Annotated in this window: 10 protein-coding genes and 8 tRNA genes; 3 read left to right on the top strand and 15 right to left on the bottom strand. The window is 51.8% G+C overall.

Features of this window, described 5'->3' with window-relative positions; all coding sequences use genetic code 11:
• The first annotated feature begins 20 nt into the window (after window positions 1-20).
• From NWF35_RS06995 to NWF35_RS06985, 3 genes are all read left to right on the top strand, one after another.
• Window positions 21-308, top strand: a complete 288-nt coding sequence (locus tag NWF35_RS06995; protein WP_301238341.1) for an antibiotic biosynthesis monooxygenase family protein — start codon at window positions 21-23, stop codon at window positions 306-308.
• Between the two features lie 16 nt (window positions 309-324).
• On the top strand, window positions 325-768 hold the full coding sequence (locus NWF35_RS06990) for a DUF2269 family protein (RefSeq protein ID WP_301238340.1): 444 nt from the start codon (window positions 325-327) through the stop codon (window positions 766-768).
• A 144-nt stretch (window positions 769-912) separates the two neighbouring features.
• The gene (locus NWF35_RS06985; protein ID WP_301238339.1) at window positions 913-1,467 is read left to right on the top strand and encodes a class I SAM-dependent methyltransferase; all 555 of its coding nucleotides are present in this window, start codon (window positions 913-915) and stop codon (window positions 1,465-1,467) included.
• A gap of 42 nt (window positions 1,468-1,509) precedes the next feature.
• Here the strand turns inward: NWF35_RS06985 and NWF35_RS06980 are convergent, their stop codons facing one another.
• The 15 genes from NWF35_RS06980 to NWF35_RS06910 all read right to left on the bottom strand — a co-directional run bounded on the left by NWF35_RS06980 (window position 1,510) and on the right by NWF35_RS06910 (window position 15,316).
• A complete protein-coding gene (locus NWF35_RS06980) occupies window positions 1,510-3,051 on the bottom strand; it encodes a N,N-dimethylformamidase beta subunit family domain-containing protein (RefSeq protein WP_301238338.1) in 1,542 nt (513 codons plus the stop codon).
• 411 nt (window positions 3,052-3,462) lie between these two features.
• Complete coding sequence (gene glmS / locus NWF35_RS06975; RefSeq protein ID WP_301238337.1) at window positions 3,463-5,289, bottom strand: glutamine--fructose-6-phosphate transaminase (isomerizing); 1,827 nt, start codon at window positions 5,287-5,289, stop codon at window positions 3,463-3,465.
• 443 nt (window positions 5,290-5,732) lie between these two features.
• Window positions 5,733-7,076: a phosphoglucosamine mutase gene (gene glmM / locus NWF35_RS06970; protein WP_301238336.1), complete on the bottom strand. Its 1,344-nt coding sequence runs from the start codon at window positions 7,074-7,076 to the stop codon at window positions 5,733-5,735.
• Window positions 7,077-7,190: 114 nt separating this feature from the next.
• Window positions 7,191-8,402: a CdaR family protein gene (locus NWF35_RS06965; RefSeq protein WP_301238335.1), complete on the bottom strand. Its 1,212-nt coding sequence runs from the start codon at window positions 8,400-8,402 to the stop codon at window positions 7,191-7,193.
• A 3-nt stretch (window positions 8,403-8,405) separates the two neighbouring features.
• Window positions 8,406-9,209 (bottom strand): diadenylate cyclase CdaA, encoded by an 804-nt coding sequence (gene cdaA, locus NWF35_RS06960; protein WP_301238334.1) that lies wholly within the window; start codon window positions 9,207-9,209, stop codon window positions 8,406-8,408.
• A gap of 523 nt (window positions 9,210-9,732) precedes the next feature.
• Window positions 9,733-12,516: a phosphoenolpyruvate carboxylase gene (ppc, locus tag NWF35_RS06955; RefSeq protein ID WP_301238333.1), complete on the bottom strand. Its 2,784-nt coding sequence runs from the start codon at window positions 12,514-12,516 to the stop codon at window positions 9,733-9,735.
• 666 nt (window positions 12,517-13,182) lie between these two features.
• Window positions 13,183-14,079: an arginase gene (gene rocF, locus NWF35_RS06950; RefSeq protein ID WP_301238359.1), complete on the bottom strand. Its 897-nt coding sequence runs from the start codon at window positions 14,077-14,079 to the stop codon at window positions 13,183-13,185.
• 520 nt (window positions 14,080-14,599) lie between these two features.
• A tRNA-Gly gene (locus NWF35_RS06945) sits at window positions 14,600-14,674 on the bottom strand.
• A gap of 3 nt (window positions 14,675-14,677) precedes the next feature.
• Window positions 14,678-14,753 (bottom strand) — tRNA-Lys (locus NWF35_RS06940).
• A 24-nt stretch (window positions 14,754-14,777) separates the two neighbouring features.
• Window positions 14,778-14,852: transfer RNA gene (locus tag NWF35_RS06935), tRNA-Gln, on the bottom strand.
• Window positions 14,853-14,870: 18 nt separating this feature from the next.
• Window positions 14,871-14,955, bottom strand: a tRNA-Tyr gene (locus NWF35_RS06930).
• A gap of 6 nt (window positions 14,956-14,961) precedes the next feature.
• Window positions 14,962-15,037, bottom strand: a tRNA-Val gene (locus NWF35_RS06925).
• Between the two features lie 44 nt (window positions 15,038-15,081).
• Window positions 15,082-15,157, bottom strand: a tRNA-Glu gene (locus NWF35_RS06920).
• Between the two features lie 7 nt (window positions 15,158-15,164).
• Window positions 15,165-15,240: transfer RNA gene (locus NWF35_RS06915), tRNA-Thr, on the bottom strand.
• A 1-nt stretch (window position 15,241) separates the two neighbouring features.
• Window positions 15,242-15,316, bottom strand: a tRNA-Asn gene (locus tag NWF35_RS06910).
• Window positions 15,317-15,421 lie beyond the last annotated feature (105 nt).

The raw sequence follows: 15,421 nt of genomic DNA, 5'->3' as shown, positions 1-15,421 counted from the left end.
AAACGAACGGAGGCATACGCATGTATCAGGTGAACAACCGCATTCGAATCGAATCCATGGAACAACTGCAACATCTGGTGGAACGGTTCCGCAAGGCGCCGGAATCGATGAAGGAAGTTCCCGGGTTCGTCTCGTTTCGCCTGCTCAAATCGGAAGATGGGTCCCATCTGTTGGTGGAGACCGTTTTTGAATCAAAAGAAGCCTTTGTCAACTGGACACAAAGCGAACATTTCAAACGGGCTCATGGCGGTCGAAGCTATCAGAACGCCCGACCTGATCTATCCGCATACGAAGTATTAATCAAGTAGGGAAAGGAGTCGTCGTATGGCGTACCATATCGCCCTGTTTATTCATGTCGTTTCCGTCGCCACTTGGTTTGGGGGATTGTCCATGATGGCCATTTGGCTGCGAAATGCTGCTCGCGGGGAATCGATCGATGCACAGGCGTCACTCCGGGCTGCACATCGGGCCAACATGACCATGCTGGTACCAACGGCCATACTGGCGCTTATCACCGGGTTGTATATGCTGATGAACGGCGGTTGGGGGAGCGACAAACCGTTGTGGCTGCTGATCAAAGAACGCTTCGCCAGCACGTGGATTTTGATCTATGTTCTGTGGTTTTCCTACGCCGGCGGTAAACTGCTGAAGAAAGCACAAGAAGAAAAGGATACCGAAATCGCGGTCAAGCGTTACATTCTTTGGCTCAATCTCTCTTTGTCGATTTTGGTGCTGATCATCTTGGTTGTGACATTTCAATTCTCCTAAACCGGCGCAAGCAATGTTCATCCATTACCGGGTAAGCCCTTTCCCGCTTTCGCAGGAAAAAGGCCACCCTTCTTTCATAAAAAAACTTTGATCTCCCTTCCGCTATCACTATAATAGAATGAAAGAAGAGAAGGGAGTTTTATCGTGCTGGATCACGCCTTCTTTTTGCTGAAGTTTCTGCGATCACCCAGAAGCATTGGAAGCATTGTACCCAGTTCTCCTTTTTTGGCTTATAAGATGATGAAACCCGTCGAGTGGGAACAATTGTACGTCATCGTGGAGCTGGGTGCGGGAACGGGTGCATTGACGCGATACATTCACCAATGGAAAAAGGCGGACAGCCACGCCTTGATTTTTGAAAAGGATAAGCAACTTCGGAATCGGCTGAAATCAGCGTATCCCGATCTCCTCTTCGCCTCTGATGCCCGTCACCTCTCCCGCGAGCTCCGCAAACATGACTTGGGGCAAGCGGATTGCATCCTCAGCGGACTGCCGTTCGCCAACTTCCCTCCATCGCTACGGGACAGGATTTTGCGAGAAGTGCGACGCTCTCTGAGGCCCAACGGCCTTTTCATCACATTTCAATACACGCTCCAGATGAAACCACATTTGGAGCAACATTTTCACACGGTTGAAATTGCGTTCACGCCATGGAACATTCCGCCCGCTTTCGTATACATCTGCCGAAACCATGGATGACAAACAAAGCCCCTGCACCGGAATCACCGGTGAGGGGCTTGTTTATGATTGCTTCAACCGTTCCAGCACATTGGTCGTCATCCGTTCAATCTTGGCATTGTACGCCGCCTGTGCCGTATGACCAAATGGATCCAGGAACCAGCTCCAATAAAACGTCCCTGTAGCAAATGCCGCCTTGCCTCCCGGCTTGGGATACCAAACCACGTTGGCATAGTTGGGTTTTCCGTAGCAGTATGCCGGCGAGTGGGCAATGACTTGAACACCCGGGATCTTGCCACAGTAACGATCGATCTCGCCGCCGACTACACCTGGAATCTTGTCCCCTTTCCGCAAACCGGTTCCTTCGTAGATCCAATGATTGGGATCAGCCACTACTAATGAAGCCGTGTGGTCCGGAATTCCACAGTACATGATGCCAAAGACCTGATCTTCCGGCTTCGATACCGGCTTATCGCGAAAACGGGTCGTAACCAATTCCGGATGGATGTAGTAGTAAGGATCACGATCGGCATTTTGTTTGTAGGACACCATCACGCGATTGGGGCGTCCCTCTTTGTCCGGTTCAAACCGGACCTGCCAGTACCCGACATTGGCACCGAACACCGCCAAATTGATACGGTTGTTGGTAAGCGTCTCGATGCTGTTGCGCATCTGCATCGACCAGTATTCAGAGTGTCCCGCAATAATCAGCGCTTTGACCTGCGCTTTCTCGAGCAGACCGAGATGCACGTCCAAGTCTGTCAGATAGGTCAGGCTGTACCCTTTTTTCTCCAGCCAGCGAATGAGGTTATACTCAAACTTGAAAAATTGGCCTGCACCAAAGAAGTCATCAAACGGGCGGTTGAACGAAACTTTGGAGGATTGAATGCCTTCAGTGCTGTTATAGGAGTACAAACTCTTGCCGCCCCAGGCATTGTAGGCGTGATAGGTGTTGGTTGCGATCAAGACAGCAAAATCGGCGTGCGGCACGGACTGACGTACAACAAACGGTATATAGCTTTGTCGCCCTTCTTCGTCTACCAGTTTGTTCAGATAAAAACCGGTTGTCCAGTGATCGGGGATGCGAATGGCGTGTGTCGGCTTCCAACCGGCGTCCATCGTTTCCGGATCAGGTGTCGATGGCTGGGATACAGGTGGAAATCCCTCAATTTTCTCGACCAAACGTCCCCCTTTTCCGCCGTACCAACCCATCCGATAGATCTCCATCCGATACGGCTTTTGGCTGGAAACGTAAAACGTGAGCCAGTTGCCCGGACGGACCGATAAGGCGGAAGCATAACCCTGTAACAGGTGTTTACCAGGAATCGAGATCTTCCAGTTATTCGTTCCAGGTTTGCGGTTTTCTTCCTGGATGCTGGTCGCATGTGACGATTCGATTAGCGGCGGCTGGCTCCCCTGCAACAAATGCAAATGATTGGATTGCCCCAACAACATCGACAACGCCTTGAGGAAATCAGGTGCAAAGGTGCTGGACCCTACAACCATCCCCATCAACTGGGTCAATTTCTCAATCGCTTCCCGTCGCGTTAACTCCTGTTCCAACTGCTTTTGTGAATACTGAGCAATGCGATTCCACCAGTTCAACCTTGTTCGCCTCTCCCATTCACCTTTTTTGTATGTGTACAAGGCCTCTTTTTCTATATTACAGGAAGAATCGATCATTTCGCCAAGAAAATTTTTGACGAATTCAGGTTGATTTCCTATTCTCTTCTTCAATGCATGGGACAGGGACACATGGGAAGGAATTCCCATTTTTGCTCCCGCATTTCATTCATAATATTTTAACCTGTTCCATTATCCCTTTGGATCCGTGGATATGAGTTGAACCACATGTTCACCTGAATGTTAACTCGTAACTGATCAAGACGAGGAATACCTCTGCATGTAGAATCAGAGGTACGATCACAAGCCTGATGACATTGAAACATACTAACATTAAAAGAAAATAAAAAGCCTGCAGCCCTGATGGCCGCAGGCTTCACTTTGTTCTTTTGATTACTCCACGGTTACACTCTTGGCCAGGTTGCGCGGTTTATCCACATCGTATCCGCGAGCCAAACAAGCGTAATATGCGATCAATTGAAGCGGAATCACCGCCAAGACCGGGGTCAGGAGAGGCAGGGTTTTCGGAATGGTGAAGACCTGATCCACCGATTTTTGAAGTTCCTGATCCCCTTCCAGCGCCAATCCCAACACGCGCGCACCGCGAGCTTTCACTTCGATAATGTTGCTGACCATTTTGTCGTAAATGGCTTCCTGGGTGGCCAGCGAGATCACCGGCACGCCCTCTTCGATCAAAGCCAGTGTGCCGTGTTTCAATTCACCCGCCGCATATGCTTCGGAGTGGATGTAGGTGATCTCCTTCAGTTTGAGTGACCCTTCCAAAGCTACCGCATAATCCAATCCACGACCCAGGAAGAACAGGTCTTCGTGACGGGCGATTTCCTGTGCGAACTGCTGAATGGCCGTGGTATCGCCTAACACTTGATCCGCTTTTTCCGGCAACTGTTGCAACGAAGCGACGATGTCGGCCAACTCGCTTTCCGCCCGAGTACCGCGGATGCGAGCAAAATAGGCTCCCAACAGATAGATGGCGATCAATTGGGATGTGTATGCTTTGGTGGAAGCCACCGCGATTTCCGGACCGGCCCAGGTGATGATCACATCGTCCGCTTCGCGAGCCACGGAGCTACCCACCACGTTGGTGATCGCCAGCACGCGAGCTCCCGCTTTCTTCGCTTCGCGGAGTGCAGCCAGGGTATCAGCTGTTTCGCCCGACTGGCTGATCACGACCACGAGCGTATTCGGGGTAATGATCGGGTTGCGATACCGGTATTCGGAAGCGATGTCCGTCTCGACCGGGATCCGTACCAGGTCTTCGATCACGTATTTTCCGACCAACCCGGCATGATACGCGGTACCGCACGCCACGAAATGAATTCGTTCGATTTTGTTGATCTGGTCTTTGCTCATCCCGATCTCGCGTGACAGATCCACTTGACCATCTTTGATCCGACCAGCCATGGTGTCCCGGATCGCTTTGGGCTGTTCAAAGATCTCTTTCAGCATGAAGTGATCGTAGCCGCCTTTTTCAGCGGTGACGACATCCCAATCCACGTGCAGTGTGTCCCGTTGGACCGGAGTCCCGTCCGTTTTCATCAATTGCACGCCTTCGCGTGTGATGATGGCCATTTCTCCGTCTTCCATCACGTAAATGTCACGCGTGTGTTTCAAAATGGCCGGGATATCCGAAGCGATAAAGTTTTCGCCTTTACCCACACCGACGATCAACGGGCTGGCCAAACGGACCGCAACCAATTTGTCCGGTTCATGCTCACTGATGATGCCCAGAGCGTAAGCTCCTTCTAACCGGGCAACCACTTTTTGCACCGTGGACACCAAATCTCCGTCCCACAAATCGGCGAGAAGATGAGCGATCACTTCCGTGTCCGTCTCGGAGGTGAACACGCGCCCCTTCTCTTGCAGTTCTTCCTTCAATTCGAGATAGTTCTCGATAATCCCGTTGTGAACAACAGCGAACCGTTGTTCCTGGTCCACATGCGGGTGCGAGTTCTCATCGGAAGGCTTCCCGTGAGTCGCCCAACGCGTATGGCCAATCCCCAGATTGCCCGGCAGGGAACGGGATTGCAGCCGTGCTTCCAGATCGCTCAGCCGTCCTTTGGATTTTTGCACCCCAATCGTTTCGCCGTTATAAACCGCCAATCCCGCGGAGTCATACCCACGGTATTCCAGCTTGCTCAGACCTTCCAACAAGATTTCTTGAGCTCGTTTCGGCCCAATGTATCCAACAATTCCGCACATCGGTTTCACCAAACCCCCTTCAATTGACAGAGCCGGAGAGGTTTTCCCTCTCTTCTTCATTTTTTCGTTTCCGTGAGCTTTATTTGCTCTTTCTTTATTTTTCAACCGACGTGACTTGCGGCATCGTGCCGAAACCTTTGTGGGACGAGTCGCCTCATCCTTTTGTGTTTCGGCTCGGCGGCCCCGATGCCGGGCCGGGAGGTATCCGCCGAAGAATCGATCGTCCTCCACCTCGTCAACTGCCTTCGCCGGCAGTCCTGGCGCTTGACAACAAAACCGGAACACGAACCATCACCTGTTTTTTCCACATCACCCCCCATAAATAAAAACTATTTATTATCTTACGCAATAATCGATTCATTGTAAAGGCGAACAGTCGTCTCCCGCCCGACTCTTTTCGAATAGGAGCTGGGAGACGGCCTCGCGCCTTTATGGATACATCCTTAGGATGCCAATTGTTCGCGCACCACTTCCGCGATGATCTCCACATATTTTTCCAGCACTTTCACATCCGGTCCTTCCGCCATTACCCGAATGAGCGGTTCCGTACCGGAAGGGCGTACCAACACGCGACCTTCGTTTCCGAGTGCTTGTTCCACTTCTGAGATTTTGCTGCGGATCGCTTCGTTTTGATCCCAGCCCTCTTTCTTTTTGACGGGGACATTCACCAGAATTTGCGGGTATTTGGTCACGATGGACGCCAGCTCCTTCAAGGTGCGACCCTTCTCCTTGACAACCTGCAAGAGCTGCAGTGCGGTCAACAGTCCATCTCCCGTCGTGTTGTGTTCCAAGAAGATGATGTGACCAGACTGCTCACCGCCGAGAATGTAGCCACCATCCCGCATCGCTTCCATCACATAGCGGTCGCCCACCTTGGTTTTTACCGCGGCGACTCCTAACTCCTCCAGTGCTTTGAAAAAGCCGATATTGCTCATCACCGTGGCGACGATTGTGTTCCCCTTCAGTTGTCCTTTTTCCTTGAGATACTTCCCGCAAATCGCCAATATATGATCGCCGTCCACCAAATCGCCATTTTCATCCACGGCGATCAACCGGTCGGCATCTCCGTCGAATGCCAGTCCCAGGTGCGCCTGTCGGTTGACCACTTCTTGCTGCAGTTTCTCCGGATGGGTGGAGCCACTCTCCACATTGATATTGACACCATCCGGCTCAGCGGCGAGCACCGTCACATCCGCACCCAGCTCGCGCAACAGTTGGGGAGCCAAATCCGATGCCGCCCCGTTAGCACAATCCACCACGATGTGCATACCGCACAAATCCGTATCGATCGTAGTTTTTAGGTACTCTAGATAGTGCTGTGCCGCATCGGGGTGATCAATGATCCGACCGATGCCCTCCCCTTCTGGCCGTGGCAGGCGATCTTCCGGCTCATCCAACCACTTCTCGATCTCGGCCTCGGTTTCGTCCAACAGCTTGAAACCATCTGCACCGAAAAATTTGATGCCATTGTCTTGGAAAGGGTTGTGAGATGCAGAAATCATCACGCCCGCATCCGCTTCATAGTGACGTGTCAAATACGCCACACCCGGTGTGCTGACAACACCCACTCGGATGACGTCCACACCGATGGACAACATTCCCGCGATCAAAGCGGATTCCAACATCTGACCGGACAGACGGGTATCACGTCCCACCACCACGCGCGGACGCTCTTTCGTTTGCGTCAACACATAGGCACCGCAGCGGCCAAGACGAAACGCCAACTCCGGCGTTAACTCCCGGTTGGCCACACCTCGTACACCGTCTGTTCCAAAATACTTACCCATGATGATGTCTCCTCCTTCAAACCTTCAGACGTCCTTTGGAACAAAAATGTTCCGCGGACGTGTCACCCTTCGGAACGGTAGGGAAAACAATGCAATCCCCCGTTTGATTCGTATCTATTTGGAAAGCCGGACTGTCGCCATTATCACTTGATCATGCTGCAGTTGGACAAATGGCGGTAATTTGATTTGGATTGGTCGAGTATATATACCCGGCGGCAACCGAGACACATCCACATACACGCGGATATCGCGGGGTTCCAGATTCCGGATCAAGTCGGGTGCTCCCGTCACCGTCATGTACAACTTTCCCCCTGACGGAGTGATCACCTGCGACTTCAACCCCTCGTTTAAACCACTCACCTCGATCGGTACATTAGTCAATGTGCGGGCCTGCGCCGGAACGATCTTCACGGAGATTCGCACCGTTTTCGGCTCCACTTTGGCAACACCATTGACCAACGGGATGGTCATATCGAACGTATCATCCTTCGTGGTTTGGGACAAGTCCAATTTGGGTCCAGGATATACTTCTAATCCTTGAATATATTCCGCGGGACCGTAAACGGTCACTTTGTCCACGTTCATGGTCAGCTGGCTGACAGCGTATCCCGGCGGGGGATACTTGGCGATGCCCACATTGAGCGGGATCTCAGCGTTGGGGCTGGCCACCGGCACTTCTACATCCACGACAGGCCGCGGCAACACCTCCGCCCGGTTGAGCGGACCTTCTTCCCCGTATACTTGTAACGTAACTGACTTCGAAACCGTTTCAGTCGCTCCGTCTACATTGACAACCGCCTTCACCGCGGTTACCTGGTCCAATAGCGATGCAGAACCCCGGATCAGAACGCGCGTCGGGGAAATGATGGGTTTGCCCGCTTTATAACCTGGAGCGGGCGTTCCCACCAGATCAACCTTTACAGGCATCTCTTTTTGTTCTTTGAGCTCCAACCTCACATCGACCTGTGGCGGTTCCACTTCCACCTCAATGCCGGACGGCAGACCTTCCACCTTCACCGGCACATTTCGGTGTGTACCTGGCCCCAGATGGCGCAAATCCACATAAGCGTGGTAATCATCCGGATTCAGATGATTCAATGCGTACAGATTGCCCTTCAACTTCAAGTTGACTGTCTTGGGGGCATCCGTCAAATCCATACGCTCCTGATCAAACCGCGCTTCTAATGAGACGTTGCGGATGGTGGTGAAGCTCTCATCTTCCGTGGGAAGTGGCAGTGTTTTATCATTGACTGACATCCACAGAGTGATTGCCAATCCGAGAGCGAGCAATTTCAGTACCGTATTGCTTTCAAACCATTTTTCCATCGCTCACTCCCCCTTCCAACTCCAAAAATTGCCATTTTTCTCGGGGGGCCTCAGTTCTTGATACAAACGCGACAAGAGCATTTCCTCACTCAGGCCGCGTTCCAACTGACCGTGGATGGCCAATGATACACTGCCGGTTTCCTCCGAGACGATTACGGCGATGGCGTCGGACACCTCGGACATGCCGATCCCTGCACGGTGCCGGGTTCCCAGCTCTTTGCTGATAAATGGGTTTTCCGACAGGGGTAGATAGCAACCGGCAGCCATAATCCGGTCTTTGCGGATGATCACCGCACCGTCGTGCAATGGTGTGTTGGGCAGAAAGATGTTTATCAACAGCTCTGAACTGACGGCTGCCGACAATTCGATGCCGGTCTCGATGTAGTCGGATAATCCGGTTTGTCTTTCCACCACGATCAACGCACCGATCCGTCGTTTGGACAAGTGGGTGACCGCTTTGTTCAATTCACCCACGAGACGACTGACTTCCTGTTCTTCGGCAAATTTACTCCGTCCGAAAAAGCCGCCCCTTCCCAACTGTTCCAATGCCCTGCGCAACTCGGGCTGAAAGATGATCAATATGACGATGACACCCACAGAAAACAAATTCTGCATCAACCACTGTAAAGTGGACAGGTGAAAGAAGCTGCTGACCATCCAGACGGCCACGACCACAAAAATACCCTTCAACAGTTGTACCGCTCTTGTACCGCGAAGGAGCAACAACAACTGATATATGATGTAACTGACGATCAAAATGTCGACAATATCGTTAACATAACGGGTCACACCGTCCAGCGTAAGCATGAGGCGCCTCCATCCGATTGTTGCCTTCTGTTAGTCTGTGATGGGATGCAATCGGAGATTCAACTTTCTCACGCCTTTTTCATCATAAGGCATCCCACAGTAAAAGAAAACGTGATACCTGAAATACTGCAGGCGGCATCACTCACCGAAAGGGCGCTTGTACAATAAACGGACAGATCTTGTCACTCATACTTAGTGTAGCAAAAATGGAAGACAAAAGGTGATTTTTCTACAAATCAGATGGAAAAAGGACCTCCCGGCGGAAGTCCTTTTTCGTGCCACGACCGAGGGCGTCAGACCGCTACCATTATCATAGCCCACCAGCCATCCATATTCTACAATTTTTCCTCAACGCAGAGCTGGTGACAAAATTTCGTGAACGGACGTGAGACTAGGAGTTATCGCGGCTGTCTTCGGGAATCTGACTCATCTCCACGTGCTGAAGTCACTCCTGGTAAAAGGGTTCCCTCACTATTCACCGTTTGGGAAACACCACAGTGTCGGTTTTGCCTATTTCCACGAATCATCCCGTATTGCGCAATCCTGCCGCAATACCGTTGATGGTTAACAGCACCTGTTCCAGTGTTTCCACGCACTCCTCTCTGGAGGGGCAGTGATACCGCAACTGATTCAACAGATCGACCTGGATAAAGCTGAGCGGGTCCACATACGGATTGCGCAGCCGAATCGATTCTTGGATCACCGGCACGTGATCCAGCACATCCGCTTGCTCCGTGATGGCCAGCACCATTTCTCGGGTCAAGCGATACTCCTCCTCCAATTTGCCGAAAATCCGCTCTGCCACATCACGATCCTGCACAAGTGAATCATATTCGCGGGCGATGACGAAGTCCGCCTTGGCCAACGCCATCTGCAGGTTGTCGACCAGCGAACGGAAGAACGGCCAATCCCGGTACATTTCCTTCAAGATGCGCAAGCCGTCTTCATGTTGTTTCACAAACCGAGCAAATCCCGTTCCTGCCGCATACCATGCCGGGAACAGATACCGGCTTTGCGTCCACGCGAACACCCATGGAATGGCACGCAAATCTTCGAACGCTTGGCTGTTTTTGCGGCGCGTCGGTCGCGAACCGATATTGAGCTCCCCGATTTCCGGCAGCGGCGTGGCTGTATGGAAATAGGAGAGGAAGTCGGGATCTTCAAACACCAATGATTGATACGCCTTAAGCGCCTCTTCCGAAATTTCGGTCATTGCCTCCAACCATTCCGGCTTCAACTCAGACTCCCGACCGGAAAGGGCGGATGCGGCCGACAGCAATAACGCGGAAGTAGCTTGTTCCAGACTGCGGAAAGCGATGGGTTTCAATGCATAGCGCGAAGAAAGCACTTCTCCCTGTTCTGTAATTTTCACTCCGCCAACTACCGTCTCCGGCGGCTTTGCCTGGATGCTGCGGTTCAACGGTCCGCCGCCGCGCCCCAGCGCCCCGCCGCGGCCGTGGAAAAATTTCGTATTGACCCCGTATCGACGGGACAACCGGTACAACCGCTGTTGGGCATGATACAGCTCCCAGTTGGCCGTCAGCATACCACCATCTTTATTGCTGTCCGAATACCCAAGCATAATCTCCTGAGTGGGATGATGCTCCGCATTGGCCGGCACATAACACGGATGGCGATAATACGCCTCCATGATCTCATGAGCACGATGCAAATCGTCGATCGTTTCCAGCAAGGGAACCACGTGGAGACGGGAGACCGGACCGTTTGGTGTTTTCCGGAACAACCCCACTTCTTTGGCGAACAGTACCACCTCAAGCAGATCGCTGGTGCCTTGTGTCATACTGATCAGGTAGTTGCGGATCGCATCCTCGCCAAATTCTTCCTTGGCCCGTCGGATCACACGGAACAGCTCCAAACATTGTTCCGTTTCCGGAGAAAACGACATGAACGGGGACGTCAATGGCCGAGGATCTTCCAGCAACTCCGTCAACAAATCGATTTTTTCCTTTTCAGAGAGTTGATCGTACCGCTCGATGATGCCCATGCTGGACAATATCTCCGTCAGGGCCTTTTCATGTTCGCCACTGTGTTGACGTATATCCAGCGTAAGAAGATGGAATCCGAACAGCTCTACTTGCCGGATTAACTGGCCGAGATCCCGATCGGCAATCACATCGGCATGATGACCGCGCAAGCTTTGATCAATCAGCCGAAGGTCGGATAGAAATGCTTCTGGGGAACGGTAGATACCATGATCTTTCTTGCCCAGCCGCGTATGGTGAAGTCGTGCGAGCATATAGGTCAATTTGCGGCGGTATGGTTCATGTTCATTCCGCCATTTGCCTTCCCCGATATCCGCCAATACCACTTCTTCTTCATCTGCCCGTAATGAGTTGAGCAACGCCTCCGCTACGCGTATTTTCCGCGTGGAATGGCTCAATTTTTTGATCAATCGCCTGAGTGCTTCCTCATACTTCCTGATAACCAAGTCACGCTGCAACCGCAAAGTCCGCCAAGTCACTTCCGGCGTCACCGAAGGGTTGCCGTCCCGATCCCCGCCAATCCACGAACCGAACCGTAAAAAGGAAGGCACATGCCAATCATGATCAGGATAATACCGTTTCAGGCAACGTTCCAGTTCGCGGTGAATGCCGGGTAATACTTCAAACAGCGTCTCGTCCACGTAGTACAGGCCGTTTCGCACTTCGTCCATCACTGTGGGCTTGCGTTGTCGCAGCTCATCGCTTTGCCATAACGTGATCACTTCCCCCAGCAACTCCTGGCGAATGCGCTCCCTGTCCTCTTCCGTCAGATAGGGATGATCTAGTTTCTCCACCCGCTTGGCAATGCGGTGATGAATATCCAATACTGTCCGGCGCATCGCCTCAGTAGGATGAGCAGTGATCACCAGCTCTAATGCGAGCACGTCTAGAATCTCTTCCACCTGCTCGGGCGTTAGCCCTTGTTCCTTCAATTCTCGTACGGCACTCTCAATTGAATCGGGCTGAACCACATCTTGCCTCGAGCGACGGTACTCGCGATGACGGCGAATTCGGTGGTTTTGCTCAGCAATGTTGACAAGTTGGAAATAGATGGCGAACGCTCGGATCACATCCCGACGCATTTGAGGCGACAATCCCTGTATCAGCGTTTTGCATTGTTTCAGGATCTCCGGGTCGTAGCTTTGCCGAAGCTGTTTGGTCATTTCACGGATTTTTTCCACATTGTTTAACAATGCTTCTCCCCCGTGCATGACCAGAACATCACCCAAGATGTGACCCAAAAAGCGAACATCCCTCCGCAACGGGTGATCTTTCTCTGTCTCAATCGCTTTGACTTGACTCATCTGACTGCGACACCTCCTCAACCACCTTTACACCGCTCCATCGCGGTACAAAAACCATCCTGTCCAATCTGCACGTGAATCAAGGTTTCTATACTGTATTCCCCACTTACAGATTTGCGGAAACCTTCTTTCACAAGCAGCGATAATTATTCTAACATATGCATAATTATAAATGCACTCGCAATGAATGAAAAGTGAAAAAAATACCATTATCCTGGTTGAGTTGGATGCAGTTTCAATAATGGATGTGAAAACCGGTAACAGGAGGAACAGCAACGGAGACAATAACGGAAACGGGAATCCCGTCATTCCTGCTAAGCCTGTGTAAATGGGGAATCCCGATGATGAGATGATGAATGGACAACCGCCCGGGCAACCGTACAGCCCACGCTCATGTGTCCAACACGCTGTCTGACCACATTCAAGTGCATCACTTTCCAGATGCGCTTCACCTGCGCTCTGCAAGAAGGTAAACGGAGGCCGCTGCAACCGGTGGGATCAGGACGCAGGCAATCAATTCGCTCACAAGACATTGCCCGCAGATGGATTCCCTGCGCTACTTTGGTTCTCCGGGTCATCAGGCTTGGATCATCGCTCATTTGGGAAGATTTCCCCTATGGAAAGACCAGCTCCCCTAAAGAGGATAAAGCAAAGGGAAGCCGTGTTTTACAACACGATTTCCCCAAAAGCTGACCCCACCAAAGCCACAGCGACTTTGGCCGTTTTGTTACCATTATCCAAAATCGGGTTGACTTCCACAAATTCCGCCGAGGTAAGCACTTTGGCTTCCGCCAGCATCTCCATCGCCAAGTGACTTTCGCGATAGGTGATCCCGCCGACAACCGGTGTGCCCACACCCGGACAATCTTTCGGATCCAGTCCATCCAAATCCAAACTGAGATGAACCCCGTCCGTACCGTTTGTCACCACTTTCAGCGCTTCTTCCATCACACGCGCCATCCCGATCCGGTCAATATCGTGCATGGTGAAAACACGGATTCCCAACTCCTTGATCAACTTCCGTTCACCGGGGTCCAATTCACGTGGACCGATGATCACGACGTTTTCCGGACTCACTTTGGGTGCGTATCCGCCACAATTGACCAGCTCCTCATGACCGTAGCCGAGGCTGGCTGCCAGCGACATGCCGTGGATATTGCCGGAAGGCGTGGTTTCGTGCGTATTCAGATCCCCGTGTGCGTCAAACCAGATCACACCCAATTTACGATGGTGTTTAGCCACCCCTGCGATCGTGCCGATCGCAATGCTGTGATCTCCTCCCAACACCAAGGGGAACCGCCCTCTTTCCACGGTTTCGGAAACGGTCTCCGCCAGCTTCTCATTGACGGCGACAATTTCGTCCAAATATTTCAAATTAGGATCGATTACTTTGTACGTTTCCAACGTGGGCACGGACAGATTGCCGATGTCCTCCACGTCAAATCCCAATTTTGTCAGTTTTTCATGCAAGTTCGCGTAGCGGATCGCACTCGGGCCCATATCAACTCCACGACGTCCAGCTCCTAGATCCAATGGTACACCGATCACTGTGATTGGTTTCAGCTCTTGGTACTGGTTCATAGGCGCCTTTCTCCCTTAGGAGAGATTCCCCCCTTTTTTCCACGCTTATGTGCGACAATTCCGCGGATTTCATTGTACCATATCGCAAAAAACCCACCAATCCAGGCGTCCTGCAACCATTACCATATGATGGTTATTTTCGTATAAATTTGCGCGTCCTATACAAACAGAAGGATTCACAGTCCCGGTATAAAGATTTGTTTAATCGATTCCACTCCATTCCCATTGGATATCCGATAGGCAGGGGATACCTTGTTTTTTCTAACCCGTTGAACTGGTCTAAGCCAAGCTGTCTCCGCTGAGTGGAATCCCACGGGGAATCCGCCCATTCGGAGATGGAGATGAGGGGGGTGCCCGATTTGCACTAGCATGAATAAAAAAAAATCTTCGTGTGAACGAAAACGAGAAACTACTGACCGGTTGTCGTGTTCTGAAAGAACACTTTCTTTCCTTTTCCTTATGCAAAAAACCCTTCGTGAATTTCACGAAGGGTTTTCCTGTTTGGAGCGGAAGACGGGATTCGAACCCGCGACCCCCGCCTTGGCAAGGCGGTGCTCTACCCCTGAGCCACTTCCGCATATGGTGAGCCATCCAGGACTCGAACCTGGGACACCCTGATTAAAAGTCAGGTGCTCTACCAACTGAGCTAATGGCTCGTACAATTTTGTTATAGTAATGGATGGCTGGGGAGGCAGGATTCGAACCTGCGCATCACGGAGTCAAAGTCCGTTGCCTTACCACTTGGCTACTCCCCATTATCCCATATGTAGGGATGGTGGAGGGGGTAGGATTCGAACCTACGAAGGCATAGCCGGCAGATTTACAGTCTGCTGCGTTTGACCACTTCGCTACCCCTCCACAGGGTGGTGGACGGTGACGGGATCGAACCGCCGACCCCCTGCTTGTAAGGCAGGTGCTCTCCCAGCTGAGCTAACCGTCCCAATTGAAGAGCTTGAAGGGAAACCCTCAAGCTCCTCTTGCATTTGGTGACCCGTAGGGGATTCGAACCCCTGCATGCCAGCGTGAAAGGCTGGTGTGTTAACCGCTTCACCAACGGGCCATATCGGTGGAGCTCCCAACCAGACTCGAACTGGTGACCTCTTCCTTACCATGGAAGCGCTCTACCGACTGAGCTATGGGAGCATGGCTCCTCAGGCAGGACTCGAACCTGCAACCTACCGGTTAACAGCCGGGCGCTCTACCATTGAGCTACTGAGGAACGTTTCATTTTCAATCGGCAAGAGTTAGTATACAACGATTCGTCCTCGATTGCAAGTTGCAATTATTGGTTTTTGAAGGGATTCCTGCCTGGCAGCGTCCTACT

It is taken from the genome of Polycladomyces subterraneus (assembly GCF_030433435.1).
Classification (GTDB): domain Bacteria; phylum Bacillota; class Bacilli; order Thermoactinomycetales; family JIR-001; genus Polycladomyces; species Polycladomyces subterraneus.
Note: the sequence above shows the minus strand (reverse complement) of the source record. Positions and strands in the feature narration are given on the sequence as shown.

Excerpts from the sequence above, each read along its gene's own strand:
- cdaA (WP_301238334.1), bottom strand. The coding sequence starts at position 9,209 with ATGCTTACGCTGGACGGTGTGACCCGTTATGTTAACGATATTGTCGAC.
- glmS (WP_301238337.1), bottom strand. The coding sequence starts at position 5,289 with ATGTGCGGAATTGTTGGATACATTGGGCCGAAACGAGCTCAAGAAATC.
- glmM (WP_301238336.1), bottom strand. The coding sequence starts at position 7,076 with ATGGGTAAGTATTTTGGAACAGACGGTGTACGAGGTGTGGCCAACCGG.
- ppc (WP_301238333.1), bottom strand. The coding sequence starts at position 12,516 with ATGAGTCAAGTCAAAGCGATTGAGACAGAGAAAGATCACCCGTTGCGG.
- NWF35_RS06965 (WP_301238335.1), bottom strand. The coding sequence starts at position 8,402 with ATGGAAAAATGGTTTGAAAGCAATACGGTACTGAAATTGCTCGCTCTC.
- NWF35_RS06995 (WP_301238341.1), top strand. The coding sequence starts at position 21 with ATGTATCAGGTGAACAACCGCATTCGAATCGAATCCATGGAACAACTG.
- NWF35_RS06990 (WP_301238340.1), top strand. The coding sequence starts at position 325 with ATGGCGTACCATATCGCCCTGTTTATTCATGTCGTTTCCGTCGCCACT.